13 protein-coding genes and 1 pseudogene are annotated in these 24,406 nt (G+C 37.0%); all 14 read right to left on the bottom strand.

From position 1 onward, the window contains the following. Window positions 1-56: 56 nt before the first annotated feature. Window positions 57-2,846: a nuclear transport factor 2 family protein gene (locus tag RMY00_RS19405; RefSeq protein WP_322649093.1), complete on the bottom strand. Its 2,790-nt coding sequence runs from the start codon at window positions 2,844-2,846 to the stop codon at window positions 57-59. 210 nt (window positions 2,847-3,056) lie between these two features. Continuing rightward, the gene (locus tag RMY00_RS19400) at window positions 3,057-4,616 is read right to left on the bottom strand and encodes an EthD domain-containing protein (RefSeq protein ID WP_322649092.1); all 1,560 of its coding nucleotides are present in this window, start codon (window positions 4,614-4,616) and stop codon (window positions 3,057-3,059) included. 43 nt (window positions 4,617-4,659) lie between these two features. Next, window positions 4,660-5,013 (bottom strand): carboxymuconolactone decarboxylase family protein, encoded by a 354-nt coding sequence (locus RMY00_RS19395; protein ID WP_322649091.1) that lies wholly within the window; start codon window positions 5,011-5,013, stop codon window positions 4,660-4,662. 501 nt (window positions 5,014-5,514) lie between these two features. Further along, window positions 5,515-5,700 carry a LysM domain-containing protein gene (locus tag RMY00_RS19390; protein ID WP_322649090.1) on the bottom strand — a complete coding sequence of 62 codons (186 nt, stop codon included), beginning with the start codon at window positions 5,698-5,700 and terminating at the stop codon, window positions 5,515-5,517. 475 nt (window positions 5,701-6,175) lie between these two features. Further along, complete coding sequence (locus RMY00_RS19385; protein WP_322649089.1) at window positions 6,176-6,718, bottom strand: AraC family transcriptional regulator; 543 nt, start codon at window positions 6,716-6,718, stop codon at window positions 6,176-6,178. A gap of 855 nt (window positions 6,719-7,573) precedes the next feature. After that, window positions 7,574-8,956, bottom strand: a complete 1,383-nt coding sequence (locus RMY00_RS19380; RefSeq protein WP_322649088.1) for an AAA-like domain-containing protein — start codon at window positions 8,954-8,956, stop codon at window positions 7,574-7,576. A gap of 173 nt (window positions 8,957-9,129) precedes the next feature. Continuing rightward, window positions 9,130-14,922 (bottom strand): AAA family ATPase, encoded by a 5,793-nt coding sequence (locus RMY00_RS19375; protein WP_322649087.1) that lies wholly within the window; start codon window positions 14,920-14,922, stop codon window positions 9,130-9,132. Between the two features lie 83 nt (window positions 14,923-15,005). Next, a complete protein-coding gene (locus tag RMY00_RS19370; RefSeq protein ID WP_322649086.1) occupies window positions 15,006-16,397 on the bottom strand; it encodes a radical SAM protein in 1,392 nt (463 codons plus the stop codon). 464 nt (window positions 16,398-16,861) lie between these two features. Continuing rightward, on the bottom strand, window positions 16,862-17,494 hold the full coding sequence (locus tag RMY00_RS19365; protein WP_322649085.1) for a hypothetical protein: 633 nt from the start codon (window positions 17,492-17,494) through the stop codon (window positions 16,862-16,864). A gap of 53 nt (window positions 17,495-17,547) precedes the next feature. Further along, complete coding sequence (locus RMY00_RS19360; protein ID WP_322649084.1) at window positions 17,548-18,642, bottom strand: amidohydrolase family protein; 1,095 nt, start codon at window positions 18,640-18,642, stop codon at window positions 17,548-17,550. Window positions 18,643-18,771: 129 nt separating this feature from the next. After that, entirely contained in the window at window positions 18,772-19,137 is a 366-nt protein-coding gene (locus RMY00_RS19355; RefSeq protein WP_322649083.1) for a hypothetical protein, read from the bottom strand. Between the two features lie 40 nt (window positions 19,138-19,177). Further along, on the bottom strand, window positions 19,178-20,218 hold the full coding sequence (locus RMY00_RS19350; protein WP_322649082.1) for a hypothetical protein: 1,041 nt from the start codon (window positions 20,216-20,218) through the stop codon (window positions 19,178-19,180). A gap of 536 nt (window positions 20,219-20,754) precedes the next feature. Next, a pseudogene (locus RMY00_RS19345) lies at window positions 20,755-21,483 on the bottom strand (ISL3 family transposase); the annotation flags it as partial. 245 nt (window positions 21,484-21,728) lie between these two features. Continuing rightward, a complete protein-coding gene (locus RMY00_RS19340; protein ID WP_322649081.1) occupies window positions 21,729-24,032 on the bottom strand; it encodes a TOMM precursor leader peptide-binding protein in 2,304 nt (767 codons plus the stop codon). Window positions 24,033-24,406 lie beyond the last annotated feature (374 nt).

Raw genomic sequence — 24,406 nt, 5'->3', positions numbered from 1 at the left:
GTCTAAGTCGCAGGGTGCTGCTATCTGATAAAAGCTACCATTTCATTGATTTCCCCTTAAAGCTGAACACCACTTGCAGAGGCATCAGCATAGACTCTCCACTCGTATATTTTGTCCCCTTCAAAACGGTATATATCGACGCAAGGAACCTGAACAAACCGCTTGTCCTGCTTATGAATGTAATTAGCATCCATTTCCAAAACAACGGTATTGCCGATTTCCCAGGTTCCTCTGATATTGCAGGTTGCAAGTTTCAGGGTTTTATAGATATGTGTCAAAAGGTCGCGGCAGTTTTGCGGCCCAATTACAGGGTCATTTGTACCAATTTTGTAGAGTATGTCGGGAGTAAAAAAGCTAATAAATTCATCCCAATTTTCCGCTTGCAAAGCCTCATACATTTTTTCGATTTTTTGGCTCAATGAACCGCTTGCAGCGACGGTTTGAGGTTCAACTTGTTCTATCTGAAAAACCGGATCTATATTCATATAAATCCGCAGTTCTTGCACTTTATCTCCTTTGAAGATAATAGTGTCGCAGCAGGGAAGTGTAAACACCTTACCATCGTGGCGAATATAGGTCACATCCATTTCGCAGATAACGGTGTTTCCTATCTCCCACATATTCTTAATGTGGTGGTAAACTTTTGCCACTGTATTTAAGAAAGCAATTGAATTGTCTTTAATACCTTGATGTCCATAGGCAATGGGAAAGTTAGAAAACTGATACAAACAGTCATCGGTGTAGAACTCGACGAAGTTGTTCACATTCATGGACTCGCCTGCTTGAAACATTTGTCTAACGATTTCAGGTTTGGTTAGGGAAATTGCTGTTGTCTGTGTCATTAATTTATCCTCTTTGGTAGTTTGATTTTTGATGAGATGTTTGAGAGCAAGGGAACCTTTGTTGATAGCTTCCGGTTGAGCAGTTTGTAACAAATGCTTGGCTTTTTCTGGCTCTAACTGAGAAATACCATTAGGTAGATTGCTGTATGTGCTATAAGTCTCATTTCCATTTGTGTTTGTAGTTTTTGTTTGGGAGTTCAAAAACCAGTAATTTGTGTTGTTGGCTTGGTTATATTCTGCCTCCGCTCTGGTGAAATTTTCTTTGGCTTTGCGAGTCACTTGGTTAAATTCAAGTTGTTCTCCGTTTGGCCCTTTACAGTAAAACAATGACCATCCTTCAAAGTCGCCGAATTCTGAATCTGAGTAGCCTTCGACGAAATATTCTGGTTCATTCCAAAACTTGTTGGCATTGTACTTAAGAGGAAGATTGTTTCTTTCGGCTTCTGATTTGACATCGATGATGCGGTTACAAACAACATCAGTCAGACCTCGTCTCTGACACTCTTGTTCTAAGGTTGTGGCAAAAAGGTTGAGATCCACATCATCTTTCACATAGAAAGAAAGGTGCGGTACGTTTGCATAGCCAACACAAGAAGACACTTTGCCAAAAATATTAGGAGCATTTGGTGTTAATTTAGCATCCCGGAAATGGATGAGTTCAACAACAGTGTTACCAAAAGAAATAAACCTTACATCTATTGCAGCTTCTGAACCATCTCTGAGGTTGGGAACTCCCAATGTTTTCGGCTCAATTTTGCGTTCAATTGCCTCAATATCTTCTTTTTGAAAAAGAGTATTGTGCAACACTGGGCCAGTAAATCCATCGCCACTCAGAGCAACTTTTCCACCTAAAACTTCGGTGTAAAATTCCATAGCTTTTGCCATGTCATAAACTGTCATCCCGAAGTGTTGTACTCCTTGCAAGTAATGACCTAACCCAGTTTTACCATTCTGCTTACTATTTATCAGAGACACTACGTCCTCCTTGAGTTGATTGATTGCTCCTACTTTTACGATTAGCTCTGCAACCTTAGAACTGCATTGTCCCGCTAAAGTCATTTTGCCGTCGTAGACGAAGGTGTAAACACTACGTTCGGGAAATGGTAAAAGCTGCTTGATATACTTAGATTGGTCTTTGACGGCAGTGGCATACTCTCTTGAAGCGAAGAAAGTTTCCATCTCCAAGGGATTAGCAAAGGCAATTTCAAAGGCGGCTTGATACTGCTTTTCTAGAGGTTCAAAATGTGATACCCCAGCCGCATCAGGGCGCGAGTTGTCCACTTCCTCAAACAAATGCAGGCGGAACTTGAGTACCGAGTCGCTTTTGACCACAGCTGGGGCAAAGCTTTGTGTCAAATACTGGCGAAACTGGTCTACACTCACACCATCAGATTTTTTCACCATGACGTGGAATTTGAGTGTTCTCAAATTGCCGTTGGGGTCGCCATTGGGAATGCTATCAACGTAGGTTTTCGAGTTGCCTGCACTGGTGGTGTAACCGATGGCTTTGCTGAAAATATTGTGTTCGTCATCCATGAGGATGGCGGCAGATTTAAACCATGTCTCGCGCTGGGTTTCGGTTTCAAAGGTTAATTCGGCAATGCCATCAAACTGATTTTCTGGTGGACAGTTGTATTCAATGCCATCAATTATCGGCCACAAACCACCTTCGCTATGCTCAAGATGGAATTGCCAGTACTGATGCTGTCCTGGTAGGCGCGCACAGAGTGGCCCGTGTACATTTCTCCAGTATTCATCGAAAAGCTCTAAGGAGATTCCTTTACGTTTCCATAACAGCGCGTAAAAGGTTAGTTGACTTTGGCGATCGCGTATGGAATAATCTTCCTTTCTCATTGCAGATATCATGTTTGCATCACCGCTTTGCTGAAAAATTTCTTTTAAAGTATTGAAATAGACTGCAACTTTATTGAATCCTGCGTAAACACATAAGAATAAAAGCAGTTTTTCAATTTCTTTGTGGGTGGCTCTTTGTTTAAGAACCATATTCACATGGGCTGTAAAAAGATTACCTGAACCTGGGTAGTCTGATTAATAATATCAACAGCGATCGCAATTAGAGCCTTAGTCTTTTGGTCAATTAACGGTAGTCCCCATACTTAACCAGCAACGCAAATCACAAAATCGCCAAATTTCGGGTTGATATCTTTTAAATCTGCTTGCAGTTTCAAGTCATCCAATACTGCATTTTTCATTTTAGGTTGTGGTAATCAAATTCAATAGTCCACTTGGGGCAAAAACATCACGATAGAATGTCAGTTGCTCGGTTTTGAGATGGCACCCCCCTCTATGACCACGGCGCACCCAAGTGACATTTCCCTTAGCAATGCTTTCGTTGGTTTCGTCGTCTACACACTTCCACTCAAAATAGGTGACTTCACCGTAAAACATGACGATTGGCCAGCACATAGTGACTCCTGGTTGGGCAATTAATGCCCACCAATGTTTCTCGCGTTCTTTTTGTTGTTCTAAGCCGTAATAAGGGCCGTCCTGACACAAATAAATTAAATCGTTGCGATATTCCCCTGTTAAAATGTCACCTCGTCCTTGGCGTAAAACCTCACAATGAGTAGGCCACCATTCCTTATTCTCTTGTTCGATTTGTTCGAGGGTATAATCAACTCCAATTTGAGGCAATGTTCTTTCTTTCTTGGCAACAAACCTTTCAGCATCCTCGATCAGTTTTTTAGCAACATAGGTACTCACCAGCCCCGGTCGAGAATAATCTGCTGCTAAATCTTTGTAGTAGTTAATCCGTTTTTGGCTCGATGTGGTTGTAGTGGTTTGTAAACCATTTTGAGACCTATTTGAAGAACCATTCGTGTTAGAAAAACTCAGTTTTTGTTCTAGCATTAGCGAAACTACATCCTTCTTAAGTTGATTGGTGGCTCCAATGTTGGCAATCAGTTCTGCAACAGTGGAACTACGCTGACCTGCCAGAGTCATTTCGCCGTCGTAGACAAAGGTGTAAACACTACGTTCGGGAAATGGTAAAAGCTGCTTGATATACTTAGATTGGTCTTTGACGGCAGTGGCATACTCTCTTGAAGCGAAGAAAGTTTCCATCTCCAAGGGATTAGCAAAGGCAATTTCAAAGGCGGCTTGATACTGCTTTTCTAGAGGTTCAAAATGTGATACCCCAGCCGCATCAGGGCGCGAGTTGTCCACTTCCTCAAACAAATGCAGGCGGAACTTGAGTACCGAGTCGCTTTTGACCACAGCTGGGGCAAAGCTTTGTGTCAAATACTGGCGAAACTGGTCTACACTCACACCATCGGATTTTTTAACCATGACGTGGAACTTGAGCAGACCAAGATTGCCGTTGGGGTCTGGGGTAGGAATCCCATCAACGTAGGTTTGGGAGTTGCTAGAGTCGGTATTGTAGCCGATGGCTTTGCTAAAAATGTTGTGTTCGTCATCCATGAGGATGGCGGCAGATTTAAACCATATCTGACGTTGGGTTTCGGTTTCAAAGGTTAATTCGGCAATCCCATCAAACTGGTTTTCTTCGAGACAGGTGTATTCAATACCATCTATAGTTGGCCATATACCACCTTCGCTATGCCCTAGATGAAACTGCCAGTATTGATGCTGACCTGGTAGGCGGGCGCATACTGGGCCATGAACATCTCTCCAATAGTCATCAAATAGTTCACGGGAAATGCCTTTGCGTTTCCACAACAGCACGTAGAAGGCTAGTTTGCCTTGGCGATCGCGTGTGGCATAATCGGTCTTTCTTGTCGTTGCTAATATCATTGCTACACTCCTTTATTCGCAATTAATTTTTTGTTGATGTCAACTAGGTTTGGCGATCGAGAATCTCATTCAAAGCACCGAAGCAGCCAGCAACTTTATTGAACCCGGCGTATACACATAAAAACAACAGGAGTTCCTCGATTTCTGCCCTCGTGGCTCCTTGCTGGAGAGCCATATTTATATGGGCTGCAAAAGGACTACTAGGCCCTACCTGATCTTGATTGGCAACATCAACAGCGATCGTTATTAAAGCCTTAGTTTTTTGGTTAATTAATGGTAAACCCCACGCTTCACCTGCTACACGAGTAACAAAGTCACCAAACTTCGGGTTAATATCTTTTAAAGCTTGTTGAAGCTGTTTGTCATCTAAAACTGCATTTTTGTATTCCGTTACCATTATTAAGAAACTCCAATTATAGATATTTACGGTTACCTTTATTAAGGATTAGAGTGAAGTGAGCGTGCAGAAGAATGTGCTTACAAAGTGCAAAATTATTGATTTGAGCTTTGCTACAGTACTTGATACCCATTCTTATGTACTTATCTTTACATAGTTAGTTTATTGATCCGTTTTACTTATTTTGAGTTTAAACATATTGACGTTTTTGGAATTGGTTAGCCATAGTTTTTTATTTAAAAACAAAATTTCATTGTTTAAGTAAAAATTTAGATAATTACTAAATATTTTGTTGTTTTTAATAGTATTATTCTTTCTTGCTTAAATTTGAATTAGCTATTTTTAGACAAAATATAAGCAAAAGTTAAATATTTTTAGGTATTATCATAGGTTTAACCCAATACTTCTCAGTTAAGGCTAGAACTAATTACAATACTGATTTCTTGCTAGGCAAAATTTCAGTCCAAATTGGTGTATTTAATTCTGTCCGACTACTAAAATTTATGCAAAAATATTAAGTATTTGACCAAGTTGTAAGCTTGTAGGGGAAACACCAGGATTAGCATCTTGAATTTTTTGCGCCTGTATATTGCTTGCATCACCATAATAAGCTCGTGCAAGCTCATAAAATGTGTCTCCTTGTCCTACGCGATGTGTGCAGGGAGGAGTACCTTGTGTTGTAGACATATTTTTGTCCTCGTTTTTGATTGATTAAGTTATGTTCAATAGGAGGTAGCATTTAACTTAACTTCCCCTATTTTTTTGAAAAAGCAAGGTTTAACTTGTTTAAACTTTTCGCTCTTTCTTAATATCAATACTATTCTTTTTTAATTAGCTCGGTAATTAACTATTTTTAGCTTTTCATAAAAGCGAAAGTTAATTATCTTTAGCTTATAAGGCTTCAGTCTTATCTATGTATAAAATAGTAGTTTGTTTAACAGAATAGATAGATGAATATGAAAACTTTATGGAAAAACAGCAGTGAGTAAATACTGAAACAATTACTCACTGCTACAATAATTTCCAATTTAGTAGATTTACTATTTTTAGGATTGACAATAGGGACAATTACACTCTCAAGTACAAATATAAAAAGAAAGAAATTAAGATAAATGAGCAAATAAGGAGAAATTACAAAACTTTTTAATTTTAAGTATTTTTTCTATTTTCTTATTTGTGCTTCATTAGAAGCTATTTTACAACGCTGTAGTTCTCTCCAACCACAAGGAGTATCCTTGTAGTAATCACGAAACTGACAATAAAAATGATTAATGTTTTGATAGCCTACTTTTAAAGCAATCTCATCAACGGAGTAATTAGTTTGTAAAAGTAATGTACATGCTTGGGCTATCCGGCGTTCAATAATCCAATTATTGACTGTTTTCCCCGTAAGTCTTCGTACTAAGTCGGTTAAGTAAGCTGAGGAATAACCAACTGCTTGAGCCACTTCTTTGAGGCTAATACTTTGATGATAATTTAATTCAATAAACTCAAAAACCTCATGCAGCCGAGGAATAGATGGAAATATATACTCTTGAGTATTTGATTTTTTAATTTCGGTGGTAGTAAACAAGTTCTCTTGTTTAAGATGAACAGTAATAAAACATTTATCTGTGGAAATCACTTCAAAACCTGCTGTTTTCAAGCATTTTATTAAGAGGTCTTGGGTCTGGGATTCTGCATCATTTATTAAAATATTTATCATTTGATCCCCTAATACTTAATAAAATTATTAAATAATAAAAATTTTATTACTCAAAATCACATTTAGCTGAAGCTGTATAATTAAAAATAGATGATAAAGTTATAGTGGAATAATCTTTTATAACACCTGAATTTATAGCTATTAAGACTTGTATTAAATCAGAGAGAGCCTTATGAATCATAGAACTAGTATTGCTTATCCAGCATCATCAATGATAATTTTTTGAGTTTTGATATCCGTTGACAAGAAGTGTAAGTAATAAGTTATTTGAGCAAGTAAACCAAATTCGTATTAGATATAACATTGCAGTGAATTACTTTTAATATTAGTTGTCTTATAGACTCTGAAACTCATAAAACTCATTCCATAACTCATAGTAAAACTCATGAAAAATAACATCCCTAAATAGTAATGTTACTAAAATAACTTATAACTAAGTACAACATCTCATTAATTCATAGCGAAATCTCTGCGTGCCTCTGTGCTTACCTCTGCACCCCTTTGTGTTTAAATTTCAACCCTCAATTCGCCATGATTTTACGCAAAGCTGTACTAAGCACTTGTACTCTCAACAATTGCGTAGGGTCAGAAATAAGAGTGAGTTCTAAACCAAAAGCTTGAGCTTTTTTCTTCAGGTTATTAAGTAAGCGCTCTCAATACTGTTACTCATAAATCAATACTTCAATTAAGCCTGAAAGTCAGGTAAACTAAAGTGTTATTCCCAAGCATGAAAATTAACTGTGGTACATCTCAAGGATTTATCACTATTGTGTCCAACGATACAAAGTAGCGATTTTGTTTACTATTTTGCAAATGCGGATTAATGCACATCTTGGACATTCTATAGCAATTGCACTAGTTCATATTTTTATTCTGTAACACCAAATGCTGCTCTTTTTTCCTAAAAAATCGCCGATACAATTCACAACTTGCGATCGCTTCAGATCCAGAAAGTTTAATCAACCCCATACTGCTTAACTTGTGAGTAAGGGTGGGATTTAAGAGAATAGATTCATTGGCATTCAGAACGTTATCAAAAGCTTGTGCTAACTCAGGCTGTTTTTGCAAGGTTGCCCAGTGACGCTGCAAATGATTTGAATAAATTTTGGTAGCAATGGGAGCAGTTTCTACCAGTTGCGACAGAGTTACCTCGTTTCGACTCAGATGATAGAGAGCTAAATGTACTAGTGCCGGATGTCCCCCGACCATTGCCATTAATTGTCTAGCTCCTTCTGCATCTGTCCAATTGAGTCTATAGCGTTGGGCTAACTGCTGTACCTCTTCTTGGCTAAAGTTGTCTAACTGAATCGGTAACCCTACATTGAAAGGAGACTGATTAAGTTCAAGAGGAACATAAATATCTGTTGAGTGAACCACGACTAGACGAAGCTTTTGCCAAATGGGCAGTCTTTTCGCTTCTTCGTTCCAAGAACGCAACAGAGGTAGAAAATCCTTCGCTACTTCGGGATGCTCAAAAATATGGTTTACATCATCCAATGCCAAGATTAGGGGAGTATTAATTGACTCTAGTAGATATTCTTGAAAGTAGATGGTGCAGCTAACTTTACTTCCCAAATCTTCATCCCAATACTCATCTAACATTGGTTGAAGCTGAAGCTGGCGGGCGATATTGGCACACAACCAGCGCAAAAGTTGATTCAAGTCGCTCAGAATTGTCTGCTCGACTTGTTCTAGATTCAAGCTGATAGTGCAGTAACCCTGGTACTTCGCATAGTCAAGAATCCTCAGCAGCAGTGAAGTTTTGCCCATTTCTCTAGGAGCTTTAATCCTGATTAACGCTCCTGGTTTCTTGATTTCTTGATAGATTTGCTCCTCAAGGTAAGAACGTTTGAGGTAAAAGGGAGAGGCGAGAGGAACTGAGCCGCTGGGATAGCTTGGTGACCTATCCTGATCAACTGTGGGGGGAAATTGCGTAAGGTCTTGTTTCAAAAGTTTTGTATTTGGAGCTGTTTCAATGATGGCATAAGATTCCAGTAGCACCTGACAGTTTTTCTTGGTCACGCGCTGGCCAATGACCTCAGAAAGTCGCCCAAACAACTCTGGGGCAACAACATTGGTAAAGTAACCAGGACTATAACCTGCCTCTAGAGCTATTTGGTTATAAGTTTTATACTGCCAAATCCCACGCAAAACCAGATTTTCGGTGGAATTAAGGGGGCGATTGTGGCTCTCAATTAGTCGGCGATCAACAATCTCAAACAGACTATCAAGGTTCATAGAGATTACAGACAAATGCTACTAATAAAGATAACAGTAAAGACAACAGGAGTTACGCAAGTAACACAATATCTGCCATTTATTAGTACAATAGTATTGTTTAGACCAATTAAATTATCCAGAAGTATAGACCTCTTCTTTGACTTTCCAGATTAAACAAAAGTTTTCGTAAATCAAACAAAGATAGATTCATAAATACGGTTCTGAACTCTCAATTTTCCCTGTTGCTTGACTACTAGCCCTGACAAAAGCAATTCTCTTTCCTCTGAACTATCAACTGCAATAATCTCCCCTTGATGTAAGATTTGACGGTAGAGTTCTAGTAGCCGAACAGATTGTTTACTTTTGAGAAGGCGATCGCGAATGGTTCTTAAATGCTCTGGTTCATCCTGTGATTCCCAATTGTCTATTATCGACCATCGCACCAAATTTTCAATCCATTCGGCTTCTCTATTGATAAAGATAGGAGATGAAGAATTGCGGATAAATTTACAGAGCTTTTGAGTCAAAAAGGGCTGGCCATTAGTCCACGCTAACACTTCTTTTAAAACTGTTTGAGGATTGCTCACTTTCTCGGCCAATCCTTGAAGTAGAGTTTGCGCTTCATGCTCTTTAAACCCTTCCAATTGAATGGTCTGACCGATGTTAAAAGGCGTTCTTTGATGGTCAGTAATTAAGTCATTAGGAGTAGCTACTCCAAAAAGAGCAAAGGTTAAACGTCGATACTCTGGATTAATACTACGCTGATTATAGCAAGAGCGAATTAGCGCAAAAAAGTCATTAACTGGGAATTTTAAACTTAAGAAGCTATCAATTTCATCGATAAAAATTATCAAATTTTTAGGTATAATATCATTTTCTTGAACAACTTCTACTAGCAAAACTTCTTCAATAAATTGACTCAATCTCTGAACTGGAGAAATATCTCCTTGCTCTTGCCACCAAGTTTTTAGATTAACCTTTCTTAACAAACCAAAACTTCGCCATAGCTCTACTGTTAAGCCTTTATACCATTGGTCAGGCGTGACGTTTTCGCTACCAATGCGGGTCAGATCGATCGCCCCGCAGCTAAATCCCTCATGCCGGAGGTGATGTATCATGCGTACCATCAGGCTTGACTTGCCCATCTGCCGAGGATTGAGAATGTAACAAAATTCCCCGCGCTTCAACGCCTTGTAGAGATAACGGTCTGCTGAACGCACAACATAAGTAGGAGCATCCATCGGCAAACTTCCTCCCACTTGATAATCAAAGGTAGAGGGTTGGTCGCCACTTTTGAGTAACTCGTTTTCAAAGAGCAGTTCGGCTTGGGTGGCTTTGAGAATTTCTAGGGTTTGTGAGAGTTCTTGAGTGCGCTCTTCTACTCTCAGCTCTAGATTTCGGTTATAATCTTTTAACTGTCCGTAGAGACGAGCATTTTCAATGGAGATAGCAGCTTGAGCAGAAAGAATTCTTAAAACTTCAATGCGATCGCTGGTAAATGCATCTGTAGTTAAATTGTTTTCTAAATATAAAATACCGCTTAGTTTGCCTTGATTTAACAAAGGAGTACAGAGAATCGATTTTGGTTGAGTGGCGACGATGTAGGGATCGCGGATAAACTGTTCTTCAACGGTTGCGTTATTAATAACTACATTTTCTTGAGTACGGACAACATAGTTAACGATCGCAACTGGTAGGATAGGTGTCTGGCGATCGCCATCTACAGAGTCAATGGGAAGCGATCGTAGTAGAGTTACGTCATCAGAATCTACTGTCCCTTCAGCTTCGATCACCCATTTATGATCTTTTTCCAGTATTAGAAAGCCTTTTTGGGCACCTCCATTTTCAATTACAGTTTTCATTAACTTAGCCAGCAGTTGATCCAATTTAATTTCGCTAGCTAATACTTGAGATGCTTTTGTGACTGTAATGATATCGAGTGCTTGGGGATTTGTACCACCAGTAGATTCAGTTGTCTTAATGCTTTGGTTTTCTTTTCGGTTGTTTATATCCATTAGAAACTGTGGGTATTCTAATTCTAAAGCTTGAACTTTGGCTTTTGCACCCCAATGAGAATAACAATGATGGGCATTTTTTAAGTATAGTCTTCCTATTTCTTCTCTACCAAGAGAAAGATAAAATTCTGCTGCGCGTTCGTAAGCTATGGCTTCTTCGTGGATAAACTCAGATTTTTTAGCACCTTGAATTGCTTTGTCATAAAGTTCTTGAGCTTGCCAATTTTGACCCAATACTCGCGCTTTTTCTGCTTCTACTAAATCGTATTTATTTTGAAAGTTAGCGGGGCAATGACCAGCCCATATTTTCATGTCATCTTGATTTATTTCTACTTGTTCTAGGATTTGTTTTTGCTCTATACCACAACTCTGATAATGAGTAAGACAAGATAGAGAAAAGTATAAATTATGCTGTGGTACAGTTAAATGTGAGCTAAGGTTTTCAACATATTTCTCTGCTTCAATACCATTTTTAAAAGCTTGAGCATATTCTTTAAAAAAATAGCAAATAATCGTTTGAGAAAAAAAGTGGATAAAAGTCAACCATTTATCATTTTTATCCCACTCCTTTAAATATAGGTCTTCTTGGTTATTGACATTATCAATAGGCGAGTATTTTTTGTATTTAAACTCTTCAAGCAGGTTAGTTATAAGCTTGTGGCAGATTTTAGCAAAAAAAGTACTATGTCCTTGCTTTAGCTTTTTGGCAATGTCAATGCATTTAACAAAACAAATTTCAACCTCTTCTTTTAAATTATCTCCTTTAAAAAGTTTTATTAAACAGTAACTAATATATGAATAAATAGCAAACTCATTATTACCTGTATCTATTCCACTTTGAAACCCGTTTAATAGTTTTTTTTCTGCTACTTTATCCCTGAGAGTCTTTTTCCAGTGCCAGATAAATCCATAATACATATGCATAACTAAAGCTTCTAACTCGCGGATTTTTAATTTATCTTGCAACCTGATAGAAAGTTCCCCAAACCTATATCCTAAATTAATATCTCTTGTTAAATTAATACCGTCTATTCCTTTACAGAGAAACGATCCATAAAAACTATGAGCGCAAACTGCTTGAGGAGCATTGCCATATTTAATGCAGAGGTTGAGTTGTATTAACACCACTTCAATATGAAGCAAAAAATTGCTTACTATAGTAGTTCCCATAATATGCTGTAATATTTTTATGACTTCAAGTTTATGGGAATCTGTCATTTTTGGAGAATTTATTAAATTCTCAATTTTTGTTTCTCTCAAGTAAGATTTTAAATATTCCTGTTCTTGTTTAATCCTATTTTTTATTTCATCAGGTTTTTGTGATATTCTAATTCCTAGTGAATCCAAAGCTTTAAATGCAGTATCTATTGCCTTCTGTTGCTGAGATTTATTGGTAAAATATAATAATATTTGTATCTCATATACTTTGACTTGATCAATAACACTTTTGGCTTGTTGTAAAATAATAGCTGACAAAGATTCAACTTGCTCAAACTTTGTATTCAAATATAAAACTTCTAAGGCTTCTAAATGAAGTTTAAGTGTAAAAACATACTGAGATTTCCAACTGGTTAATGACATTAGTTGTAAAGCTATTTCTAAATATCCCAAAGCTGCTTTATAAGCTGTAGATGCTTTAGCTTTTTTGCCAGCTTCAAAATTCAATTTAGCTAGTTCATACTTTTCTGAAGGCTCGATAATTAATTCAAAACTTTGGTTAAAATGATTGACGATATCAAAAATATTGCGTTCTAATTCATTTTCTTTGAGATGTTCCATCAAAAGACGACCTACTTTCAGGTGAACTGCTTTTTTTTCATTTTCTGTAATCAAAAAGTAGGCAGCTTGCTGAACTCGGTCATGCAGAAATTTATAGGGAATATATTTAGTAATTTTGGGAATAAAAACAGGAGATATTTCTGAAGTATCCCTTGATATTTCTTCTGGATTCCAAAGTAGAGGTATTTTATAGTCATTATTCAGAGGTACAATCAAACCTGCCTCTAGTGCTGGCTGAAGTTCTCTAGCTGTAGTTATTTGAGATTTATTGTTTACAAGGGAGAGAACTTCTAAATTAAATTGATTGCCAATACAGGCAGCTAATTGCAAAACTTTCTGAGTTTTTTCATTTAATTTGATAATTTTGCTAATAGTTAATTCAACGACATTATCAGTTATTCCTACTCTTTCAATTTCTTCAATACTCCAGTGCCAATTATTTTTATTATGGTTAAATGACAAAATGTTTTGCTTGTAAAAATAGTGAAGTAGTTGAGTTAAGAAAAAAGGGTTTCCTTGAGTTTTATTAGTTACTAACTCTGATAAAAATTTTGATTTTTTTGTAGAGCATTTTAAAGTATCGGCAATTAATTGATTGATATATTCGATTTCTAATGGTTGCAGGGAGATATTATTGACCCTAGTACCTTCTTTTTCAATTTGCTCTAAGGTTTGCATCAAAGGATGAGTAGCATCAACTTCATTATCTCGGTAGGCTCCGATTATTAATAGATATTGGATGTTAGCATCGGTTATTAATAACTCAATTAACTTTAAGGATGCTAAATCTGCCCACTGTAGATCGTCGATAAAGATAACTAAGGGGTGTTCTTTCTGAGCGAAAACAGTAATAAATCTTTCAAAAAATAAATTAAATCGATTTTGAGTCTCAGTTGCTCCTAGTTGCTCAACTGGCAGCTGTTTACCAATAATCTGCTCCACTTGAGGAATTACATCGATGATAACCTGAGCATTAGGATTCAAGGCTGCTAAAAGTTCTAGTTTCCAAGTTTGTAGCGCTGCTTCAGATTCGGTAAGTAACTGCCGTATTAAGTTTTGAAATGCTAAAGCGATCGCCGCATAAGGAATATCTCGCTGTAACTGGTCAAATTTTCCGCTAATAAAGTAGCCTCGCTGGCGTAATATTGGTTTATGAACTTCATTAACCAAGGCAGATTTGCCAATTCCTGAATAACCAGAAACCAGCATTATCTCAGTGTTACCTTGACTGACTCGCTCAAAAGTAGTTAATAGTTGAGTAACTTCTTTTTCCCTTCCGTAAAGTTTTTCGGGAATCACAAAGTGATCGCAAATATCCTGAGTTGCTAAACAAAACTCGTCAATTTGCCCTAAACTCTCTAAGCGAGCGCAACAAATTTCCAAGTCGGCTTTGATTCCCCAAGCACTTTGGTACCGTTCTTCTGGGGTTTTTGCCAACAATTTCATCACAATGTCTGAAATGGCTTTAGGTATTGATTGAGACGTTGAATTTAACGTTTTTACAAGTTCATATGGGGGAACAGGTTGTTGAGCAATATGACAATGAACTAATTCTATAGGGTCAGTGGTTGCAAAAGGCAGTTTATTGGTGAGCAATTCGTACAAGGTAGCACCCAAGGAATAAAAATCGCTGCGGTAATCTATCCCTCGGTTCATTCTTCCAGTTTGCTCTGGAGCAATGTAAGCTAAAGTTCCTTCTAAGCGCTCAATATTAGCAACTGTCTGATTTTCTCGTGATAAACAGGTGGAAATACCAAAATCGATGACTTTAAGTTGCTCGGTTTCTGGATTATAAACGATATTAGAGGGGTTAATATCTTTGTGGATAATATTGGCAGCGTGAATAGCTCCTAAACTCTTTGTAGTTTTGATAGCAATAGAGAGAAATTCTTTGAGAGTAAATTGGCGATCGCACATTAACAATTTTAAAGATTCACCGCCAAAGTCTTCTAAAAACATGACTAGACTATTTTCATATCGCTGCAAATTGTATGCTTTAATAACTCCATCGGTATTTAAGGAGCGAGTGACTTCATATTCCTGCTTATATCGAGTTAGTTCTGAGGGAGTTGGGTAGTTTTCCTTGAGAATCTTTAAAATAACGAGTTGATTATCGGGCTTGAGAATAGCTCGATAAACTAAGGAATTAGCACTTTCATAAATTTTTCGGGTAATCTGATAGTCTTTCATAGGAGTCGTGAGTAAATTCTTATAAGCACAATTTTTCTTATTGTCCCTTCTCAATTCTAAAGTGCTTGAAAAATTTTAAAATTTTATATTTTTACCTTGGAGTCAGTTTTTTGATAAATTTCAGTTATCATAGTGGTGGTAACTTGAAGCCTATCTTTAAAAGTTCTGCTAATAACCTGTGACTTCCACATATCGCAGTTTTTACAAGCCGACCTATTATCTAACTGATTAAGGATTAAATCGCGTCTAAGTTGATTAAATAAATTTCCACTCCAAATATCTTGCAGAGTTTGTTGATTGTAATCTCCCAGACTAGCAATATCCTTATCAAAACCAAGTCTAAATAAGGTTTCAATGCAGTAGTATATTCTGCCGTCAGGCAAAACAGCCATTTCCATAAAGGGAAACAGACAAGCCCATCTCCCTTGCGCTTTTTGAATATAATGTTTAAGCGAATCTTGCAGAGCGTCGTTAATCTTGCTAAGACGCATATTAGTTTCTTTATATTCAGCTAAATTCAAAACAAAAACACTATCTGCTTTTGCTAACCAACGTTCTCGAAATTTTTGTTCTTCTTCGATAGTAACATCTTGATTTCTGACAAATGATGTCCTCACTTCACAGGGAATTCCCAAGCGATCGCGCAGTCGCAGAAAATTGATAACATTAGATTCGACTCGGTTAAGATTAGCGCCCCTAACTCTTAAGTAAGTATCGGGATCAGCAGCATCAATGCTAATATCAATACTGGTTAAACCTGCTTCTAATAATGCGATAGCTCGACTTTCATCTAGCAGTTGACCATTGGTAGTTATATGAACTCTAGGAACTCCTTGCTGTCTACAAAGTCGGACAAAATCTATAATCTTAGGGTGAAGCAATGGCTCCTCCACACTGCCAATTAAAATCGTAATTCCTTGTTCCCCACATTCTTGTGCTAGTTTTTCCATCATCTCCCAGGACATTGCATTATTACCTGTGAAAAAATCTGTTGTATGTGTTGGCTTAAGCAAAGAACTATGATATGGACACATCACGCATTTGAGATTGCAGGTATTTCCGACAATTGCCCTAACATAAGAAGGTTTTACAGCCGTGCCATAATAGTTTGCAAAGTAATGTAACTGTTCGTCAGGATCGGTCTGTGAAATAATAGTCAAGGGTGTAGGAATGCCAAAAATCCCCTGATTTTTACTTTCAAATCCTTGTAATAACTGACTCCAGATTTTACTTAACTCCTGGGGATACAAATAAGCCAGAGTCGGATATTGAGGTAAACCTAATTCTGATGAAATAGGTAGCATGGGTTTGAAAGCAATTACTTTTTTTCCAGATTTTACTGCTGCTACGAGTCTTTCTAGACTTTTTGGGTGTAAGGGAATACCATGAGGTGGTACTTCCAGTACCATATCCGACATTTCCCAATTGTCTCGGATTTGAGTTGGTAAAAGCTTTTGAGTATCTTTGATAATCATATTTTTTCTACATAATTTAGATAGCACCAATGAAGAAAAAACCACCCTTGTGTTAGATGCGGGTGGGGTCTTTAGCAGTTTATGCTTTCAAAAGATTAAGATGTTTTAAGTCTAGAAGACCTCGCCTGAAAGTCTAGTTACAAGCTAGTTAAAACTTGAATATTTAAGAGAAGCTGAATTATAGAAAACTTTGGCTTTTCTTAAATTAAGAATAAGTTGTAGGAATATGTAGCAGTCCTATTTTATTCGTGAATATAGATAAGGAAACAAACCGCCAAGAACGCAAAGAGAAGAAATAATAAAGAGATATATAGCAATCCGAATTTAAACGTGATAAAATACATAGATAAAAACTACGCATATATAAGCTTTTCAGCCATTTTCCCTCTCACAACCAATTTAGGATTGCTATATAATTTTCACAAATCATTTAAGACTGCTATACAAATATATTTCTGTTGAAATCAACTTGTGCTGACTGGAATAAATATGTTAGAAGGAAAATCTTCATTCTCATTATGTATCCAGGATTCTAATTGGTTTTCAGTAACAGTTGCTTCTCCAAATTTCGGTGCTGGAGGATAAGCAATTTTGAATATAAAAGGTTGACCCAGTTTTCGAGGATCTTCCAAGTTTCCTCGAAAGGAATCTGAATTAAGATCGAAATCATATTTTTCTAGTTCGGCAGGGTCAAACAGAGGAGAAATATATTTATTTTCATCATTAATCCTTTCTTTCCCAAAGATATAAATCAGTAATTTAACTTCTTCAGGGGCTGTTTCCACTGGTTGATCAGGGTTATTTCTCAGCCAAGCTCTGGGATCGGCTGAGAATAATTTATTTGAAGGTTTATTTTCATTTTCTCGATTATCTATTAAACTAGAATCTTCAAATTTCAATTCCCTAGCAGCAAATAATAATATTTTAAAACTTGATTTTTTAATACTGTCTATTTCAATCTCTTCAAAGCGTTTTCTTAAATTACGAGCATTTTGAGTCTCTTCTTTTTGTGGATCATCATCAGCCCATCGCCATATATAGCTAATCATTTGGGATATTTGTTTTCCTTGTTTAGCAAGACGCACTGTATTATCCATCTTAATTTATCTCCTTATTTTGAACTAAAAAGTTGTGTATTTTCGTAAGAATGCTATCCACTTAAACCGTAAAAGCGACGAGGATTATCCCAAAGAATCTTTTGCACAGTTTCTTTCGATAATTTTTCCTCAAGCTTTACCATGTCTGCAACGATGTTCGGCTTATGATCCATATGAGGATAGTCCGAACCAAAAATTAAGTTGTCCGTGCCAATATATTCAATCGCTTGAACCAGTAATGGTTCTGAAGGCTCTATGGCAATAAAGCACTGGCGACGAAAATAGTCTGATGGCTTGATTTTAACATTATCATGAATTGTATCTTCCCAAGCTAAATTTTCATACTCTTCATCTAGTCGCCATAGCCAGTAAGGAAGCCAGCCACAACCGGATTCTAGAAAAGCCACTTTTAGTTTTGAATGACGTTCTAATACTCCTCCTTCAATCAAGGCTAATAAAGCCATCATCTGTTCCATCGGATGAGAGCAAGCGTGGGTAGCAAAACGAGTGTTAAATCTTTCTGTTCCAGTAGTTGGCAAACGACTGTGAGTCCCTTCGTGAATACCTACTGCTATGCCTAATTGTTCGCATTCTGTCCAAAAAGGCTCGTAAGCCGAGTCGCTCAACAGTCTTCCTTTGATAGGGTTAGGGCGTAAAAACACCGCTTTCCAGCCAAAATCGACAACTCTATGCAATTCATCCACCATTGACTCTGGCGCGTGCAGATTAATTGCTCCTACCCCCTTCAATTTATCTGGAGCATAACTGCAAAAGTCTTGTAACCAATTGTTGTAAGCGCGGGTAAAAGCGCCAGCAACTTCTGGTTGCATAGTATCGATCGCCCAAAGCCACAATCCATAAGTTGGATAAAGGAATGCCAGATCGATCCCCATCTGCACCATCTCTTGAACGTGAGACTCAACATTGTAGCCTTGAAAATAAGCATTAGGATGAGCTGACATCATCTGCTTATTTCCTAGAGTACGAACTTGCTTAGAGACTTTTTTAACAATGTCTTCCCCTTGAATTTTCATGTCTGCTGAGGGAGCAAACTGTTTAAATTCTGGTTCAAGATACTCAGCCCACATACTGGGAGGTTCAATTACGTGGGAATCAGCATCAATAATCGAATATCCGTTTAGCATCATCTGTGATCAATCTGGCTCGGAATTGGGAGTTGGTGCGTAACGCTACAAGTCTGATTACTACGCTGAAATTTTTTCGTAGCTTCACACATTTTACAGTTTTTCGTGTCCGTTGCGTAAGCCCTATTTTTATCAAACAATCGGTAAAATAGCGTTGATATTACTAAAAAATTTTAAAGCACTATTTATCTCTGAGAAAAAATTATTAAGATCCTCTATTTTCCCAGCAGACTTATTCAGACGATTTGTAGCTTGCTCAATCTGGGAACGAAGACTATTAGGATCATTTTTGAGAATCTTATTAAGTTGTTCATCAGAAATCATCCCACTTATATAACTTTCTATTGTTTCCCATTCTCCCCATTCATCTTTTGCTTTTTGCCATTTTGAATCATCAATTATTCCAGACTTCAAAGCATTGTCAGCCTGTTTTTTAGCAGCATTAATTGCTTTAGTTAGAGTTTGACGAATCTCTTGTAAATTTTGATTATTAGCCATAATTTATCTTTCCTTAATTTTCAAACAGTTAGATGGTTGATTAATATTGAATGTCTTGAAGTAGAGGGGTAACTCTGTCAATGTATTTCTTGGTTGCTTTCTTAGCTTGCTTTAACTCTGAGATAGTAATTTCTTGATTCCAGGAATCATTCTGTCTATCAGTGTTTTGAACATTTTGGCTTTCAGGATTCGAGCGATACTTCTTACATGCTTGAATTTTTTGGGGTGAAGTTTCCTTCTGATTTCCATTGAAAATATATTTCAATTCGCTGTGAAAATCTGCGGTAGAACGAATAGTTGCTATATATGCTGCACCATATTTTTTACGTTCAATAACTTTGTTAATTTCTGCTCGCTCTTGTTCTTCTAATAAAGTTTGTCGTTCTTGAAGTGTGTTAAAATCTTGTGGATTATCTTTTGAGCCAGATAATCCCGTTAATCGTCGATTCACCTGACCTATATAGAAACCAAAATGTTCATTAATCTGCTTGATTTCTCTATTAAGTAAATAGTCGGTATAGGATGAATTAATAAAATTGGACAGGTTTGTAGAATATTCCTGAATAGCTGGATCTGTGCAGACAATAGCGAGTTTTAAATTACGCCGCCGAAAATCACTAACTAGAAAATTAGTAATAAAGTCAACAATCTGAAACCCTGCTTGACGAGCATTTCCATTAATTTTCTGCCCATTGATGTCAATATTGCCTAAAGTTTCTGAAATCTGCTCGATCTTAGGAGTAAAGCCATTTTCATTGGTGGTAGCTAAATTTCCAACTGCTGCAACATAATTGACTAAAACACTGCCAGCAATTTCAGTATTTTGTGAATTTTTGCGGTACTCTTTATCGCATACATCCAATTGTTTTTGCATATTTTCTCGACTCTCGCTTGTTCCGAGAGCTTCCCAACTTGCAGATCGAGCGCAGGAAGCATAAATATCAGCCGATATTTGCTTGTTGGCAATTGCTAGGCTTTCGGATAAAGTAGCAAATGACTTAGCCCCCTCTAAATCGTCATTTTTGCAACTACCAAGAAGAAAATAAATAGGAATTAAAGCCAGTATTACTTTAGGTCGCATAATTTTTCAATGAATCTTAAAGATTAGGCGATATACCAATACATTTCAGTTAAGGATAATTGTAGGTTGGGTAGAGCTATCGCTCTAGCCAACAAAACCGCGACAAGGTTGGGTTTCCTTCCTCAACTAACCTTGGCAAAATCAGTAGATCGAAAAGTTTTCCAGAAGCCTGAAGAGCCGTTCATTTGAGTTTAGGAACATAGTCTGCCGGAATCCTGTTGGAGTCTGCTTTTCAAGGAACGGGCATTGTTGGTGGGTTAAGAGTGCAGTGCAAGCGATCGCGATCGTCAACCCCAAAACGTCGGCTGAAACCCTGATTATTTCGTCAACTTATAAAAGTTTTCGATCTACTGAAAATAAGGTTTTTATCTCTAACTGAACTGTATTGAGTGAACTACCTTTGATATTAGTTTTTCTCTAAGCTGTGAAACTCATAAAACTCATAACAGAACTCATAGAAAAACTCATGAAAAATAACATCACTAAGTAAGAAGTTGTTTGAAAAATATTGGTTCTTCAGTACTTGTTATGCCAAACTAATAAAAAGAATGCCAATTTAATAAACATCTAACTCTGAAGTTTTCAAAATTTCTAAATCCATAACCAGAACGTTTAATCAGTTTAAGTTTGTTATTAATTCCTTCAACCACACCACTATTTGTCCCATTATCAAAGTAAGCAATAACTTCATCAAACCAACGGATAATAGTATTGTTACTTTTTGGGAAATATTTTTTAGCTTTCGACAACCACATACCTAGTTTAAAGACTCCCGTATACCAATCATTTGTCTTATTAAAAACTTTGATAAACTTTTCTTTCATTTCATGCATTACTTTCAGAACAGGAAATATATTTTTAACTTGAATAAGTTTTTTCAATTGCTCTTCGCTTAAGTTCTCTTCATTTTTAAGCAAAGGATATTTACTACTTTTTAATCCTAATAATCTTTGTTCATATTCAGCTTTCTTCTCTGCTAATTTTGTTTTTTTGATTAGCTCTTCTACATTTCGTTTTTCTCTTTTTCTTTGTGTATCTAACTCTTTATTTATCTGTGTCATCACATGAAATCTATCTGCTACAACTTGAGCATTTGGCATTAATTCTATAACTAAGTTTTTATACCCCTGCCACAAATCTATACTTACTTCTTCTATTTGTTCTAAAACTTCAATTCCCCATTGTGTGAGGGTTTCGCCTATGACTTTTTGTGTGCGATCGCCTAAAATTGCAATCAGACTTGATGTATCTAAATTTACTAGTACTTATATCAATTCACAAAAACGCTTTAAATGTCAACTCTAAAAAGGGTTTCAGTTGTTATTTGATATGCTTTTCAACATAATATTACAATATTTAACTAATAATTTGGCATAACAAGTACTGAAGAACCAAAATATTTCACTGTGACTTTAGACACTTTCAGATCCCCCCTATGCCCTTAAAAAGGGGGATCGATAAAGTTTTGCTACCGACGAAAGGACTTTTCAAACATCCTCTAAGGAGAAACTTACATCCACATGGGAAAAGAGTTGAGTTGCTCTTCTGTCAGCTGTTCTGACAACCAACCCATTTTCACTGGAACCTCATAAAGCCGTCCAGACGCTAACCTTTTCCACATATGGCGCATTCCCGGAACGATGACTTTGGCAACTCTCAGTCCAATATCGGGACGAGTCTGATCTAAAACCAGCATTTCTAAACCTTTGTTCTCAACGATTTGTTGACAGAGCTTGACATCTTCGAGTAAATCATCACTTGCAACTTCGCGATAATCGCCACTGACAGCAGCAATTCTCTCGCTTGGAACTAAATAAGGTTGATTGGCTAAGTTTGCGGTTTTCCACCAATCTACCGCCAAGCCATCTGCTGACGGGGGATATTGAGTACTTCCATCAGCTTTGGCAAATAAAACGTTAGGTAAAATTTGATTAACTTCCGTCAAGGCTCGACTAATAGCAATCTTGGCATCGAAATGAGCGCCATAACCCAAAACAATATCTTCTACAGAGCGATCGCTTCTTCGAGTCACAGCAGCAAAAACTGGAATATTCAGATCGCTGGTAATATCTAAAACCCAAAGTTCCCGATTAATAGTTTGATAATATTGCTTCAGGCTTTGAAAATAAGGCTCGTCGAAACTATCTAAATCAACTTGTGGCTTTTGCAGAGAGTTATACCACCATAAGGCGACAGCATCACGCTCTACTAACTCCATAAACCCTTGCAGAATAGCTTCTTCAAGAGTATTACCTGCCGCACATCCATTAGAATCAGCCCAACAGTCGGGTTTATAGTCGGGTTGATAGCCATAATAACAGTAAGCCGTTGGCAGATACTTAAATTCCTGATGGGTTAAAGACCAAACGGGAGTCCAATCAATTTCTCTTTGTTCATCAAAAGGTTCGGGGACTTTTTGAAACCAGCCTTGACACTTAACATTCCATTGCTCTCTATTCTCATATTGCTGTTGGCTGAAGTTCATACAAACATTGGGATGGATTGCTTTGTACCCCATTTGTTGGTAACTGGCTTTTTCTCGAATTTCATACCCTTGAAACACCCCAGAATATCGCTCGATCGCCTCGCAAAAACCACTAGCCATCGCTTGAGAGTCAGTCCTACCTTTCCCCGCACTTCTACCCCCCAAATTTTGGCGCAAACTAGCTAAATCGTCGAAAACACTGAGAAAATGATGTTTGGCAATGTAATTATGAGTTAATCCATTCCCAGGAATTTTATTTAATTCTCGCACAACGCCCGTAATGGGGCTAATATGATGTTGATATTTGCTGAGAGTTTCTTGTGGCGAACAAATACGGTGCCCTCCATCAACGGTAAAGGTTTTCTGGCGGTGTTCTAAAACAACAGGTATAGGGTTTTTGGTTAACCCATTTACCATATCTCCACAGCTAGAACATTGAGGACGCTTCACCCAGCTATGATTTTGAGTTTGCAGTGTTAGAGCATCGTAAGCAATCAAATTACTTTCTAATTGTTTATTTTCCCCTTGGACAATCCACTTAAACACCTCTGTGGCTGCCATTCCTAAAGCAGTTTGTACTGTAGATGGCAAAAATCCCAAAGGAGGAGTTAAAGGAGAACAAATGTGCTTGTGTCTCTGAATAAATCCTTTAATTGGTCTATTATCTCGCAAACGCTGGGCTAAACAGTTCCAACAACCTGTTTTCTGAGGATTAAATAAAGGGCCGATCCAGACTATTGTCCCTAACGGCTTAACCAGCATCCAAGGAGTTTTGGATTTTAAGGCTTGTTGATTGAATTTCTCTAGCTCAACATTGAGATAATCATCGGTTAAAACTACTGTCAAATCACCTTCGTCTGCTACTTGAATTTGCAGAGACTCAAGCACAGCAATCAGGTCTTCAGCAGCAACCGAACCTAATGCTTTTACTGCTACTTTAGTCGATCGCAATCTTTGATAAGCTACTGTGGGGGCAATATTAAGATGATGGCAGAAGATTTCTAAGTGCGATGGGAAAGAATTATCTTCTTGAATAAGATAGCCCTTTTGCTGCATTTGTAATAAAGCATATTGGGCTTTAATACTTACATCGAGAACTTCTTGGAAAAAAGTGGTAGCTGACTGTAAAGATTTTGGATCTTGCAGTAGCGACTGTTGAATGGTATCAATAATTTCGTCAGTATTGCGTTCACCATCGATGAATGTAGCTAAAGTATAAGAAAGATGATCGTTTAACCAGACTTTTTCTCTTTCTGACAAAAAAAAGATATTGTCTGTTTCTATAGTTTGAACAGAATAACAAGGATTGAATTGGATTTTAAGTTCCATTGAGCTTTATTAATTGTTTTTTTACTAATTAAAGTGTAATTTTAGTAGAGCTAACTTATAGTTAATCTTTATTGATTTTTTTATTTTAAAAATATGTTTATATGTATTTAGTAAATTTAAAAATCAAACTTTTGCACAATTAATGATAGTTGATAAGTAAACATAGATTTCCGGACATTGTATTTTAACGGAATTTATAATGAATCTCAGGTAGCTTTTAAATTATTGTTACACAATTTTTATTAAAATAATTTCAAAAGCTCATATAAAAACTCATAACTTTTTATAAAAAGCAATGGAATAGCTCACGTATTTTTATCAATTAACTTTAGCTACTACCATCCTCATAGCCCTAAAACAGCATCAGTATGTTC

It is taken from the genome of Nostoc sp. ChiVER01 (genome assembly GCF_034531155.1).
GTDB lineage: Bacteria > Cyanobacteriota > Cyanobacteriia > Cyanobacteriales > Nostocaceae > Nostoc.
This window is presented reverse-complemented; position numbering and strand designations above follow the sequence as displayed.

Excerpts from the sequence above, each read along its gene's own strand:
- RMY00_RS19405 (WP_322649093.1), bottom strand. The coding sequence starts at position 2,846 with ATGGTTCTTAAACAAAGAGCCACCCACAAAGAAATTGAAAAACTGCTT.
- RMY00_RS19400 (WP_322649092.1), bottom strand. The coding sequence starts at position 4,616 with ATGATATTAGCAACGACAAGAAAGACCGATTATGCCACACGCGATCGC.
- RMY00_RS19395 (WP_322649091.1), bottom strand. The coding sequence starts at position 5,013 with ATGGTAACGGAATACAAAAATGCAGTTTTAGATGACAAACAGCTTCAA.
- RMY00_RS19390 (WP_322649090.1), bottom strand. The coding sequence starts at position 5,700 with ATGTCTACAACACAAGGTACTCCTCCCTGCACACATCGCGTAGGACAA.
- RMY00_RS19385 (WP_322649089.1), bottom strand. The coding sequence starts at position 6,718 with ATGATAAATATTTTAATAAATGATGCAGAATCCCAGACCCAAGACCTC.
- RMY00_RS19380 (WP_322649088.1), bottom strand. The coding sequence starts at position 8,956 with ATGAACCTTGATAGTCTGTTTGAGATTGTTGATCGCCGACTAATTGAG.
- RMY00_RS19375 (WP_322649087.1), bottom strand. The coding sequence starts at position 14,922 with ATGAAAGACTATCAGATTACCCGAAAAATTTATGAAAGTGCTAATTCC.
- RMY00_RS19370 (WP_322649086.1), bottom strand. The coding sequence starts at position 16,397 with ATGATTATCAAAGATACTCAAAAGCTTTTACCAACTCAAATCCGAGAC.
- RMY00_RS19365 (WP_322649085.1), bottom strand. The coding sequence starts at position 17,494 with ATGGATAATACAGTGCGTCTTGCTAAACAAGGAAAACAAATATCCCAA.
- RMY00_RS19360 (WP_322649084.1), bottom strand. The coding sequence starts at position 18,642 with ATGATGCTAAACGGATATTCGATTATTGATGCTGATTCCCACGTAATT.
- RMY00_RS19355 (WP_322649083.1), bottom strand. The coding sequence starts at position 19,137 with ATGGCTAATAATCAAAATTTACAAGAGATTCGTCAAACTCTAACTAAA.
- RMY00_RS19350 (WP_322649082.1), bottom strand. The coding sequence starts at position 20,218 with ATGCGACCTAAAGTAATACTGGCTTTAATTCCTATTTATTTTCTTCTT.
- RMY00_RS19340 (WP_322649081.1), bottom strand. The coding sequence starts at position 24,032 with ATGGAACTTAAAATCCAATTCAATCCTTGTTATTCTGTTCAAACTATA.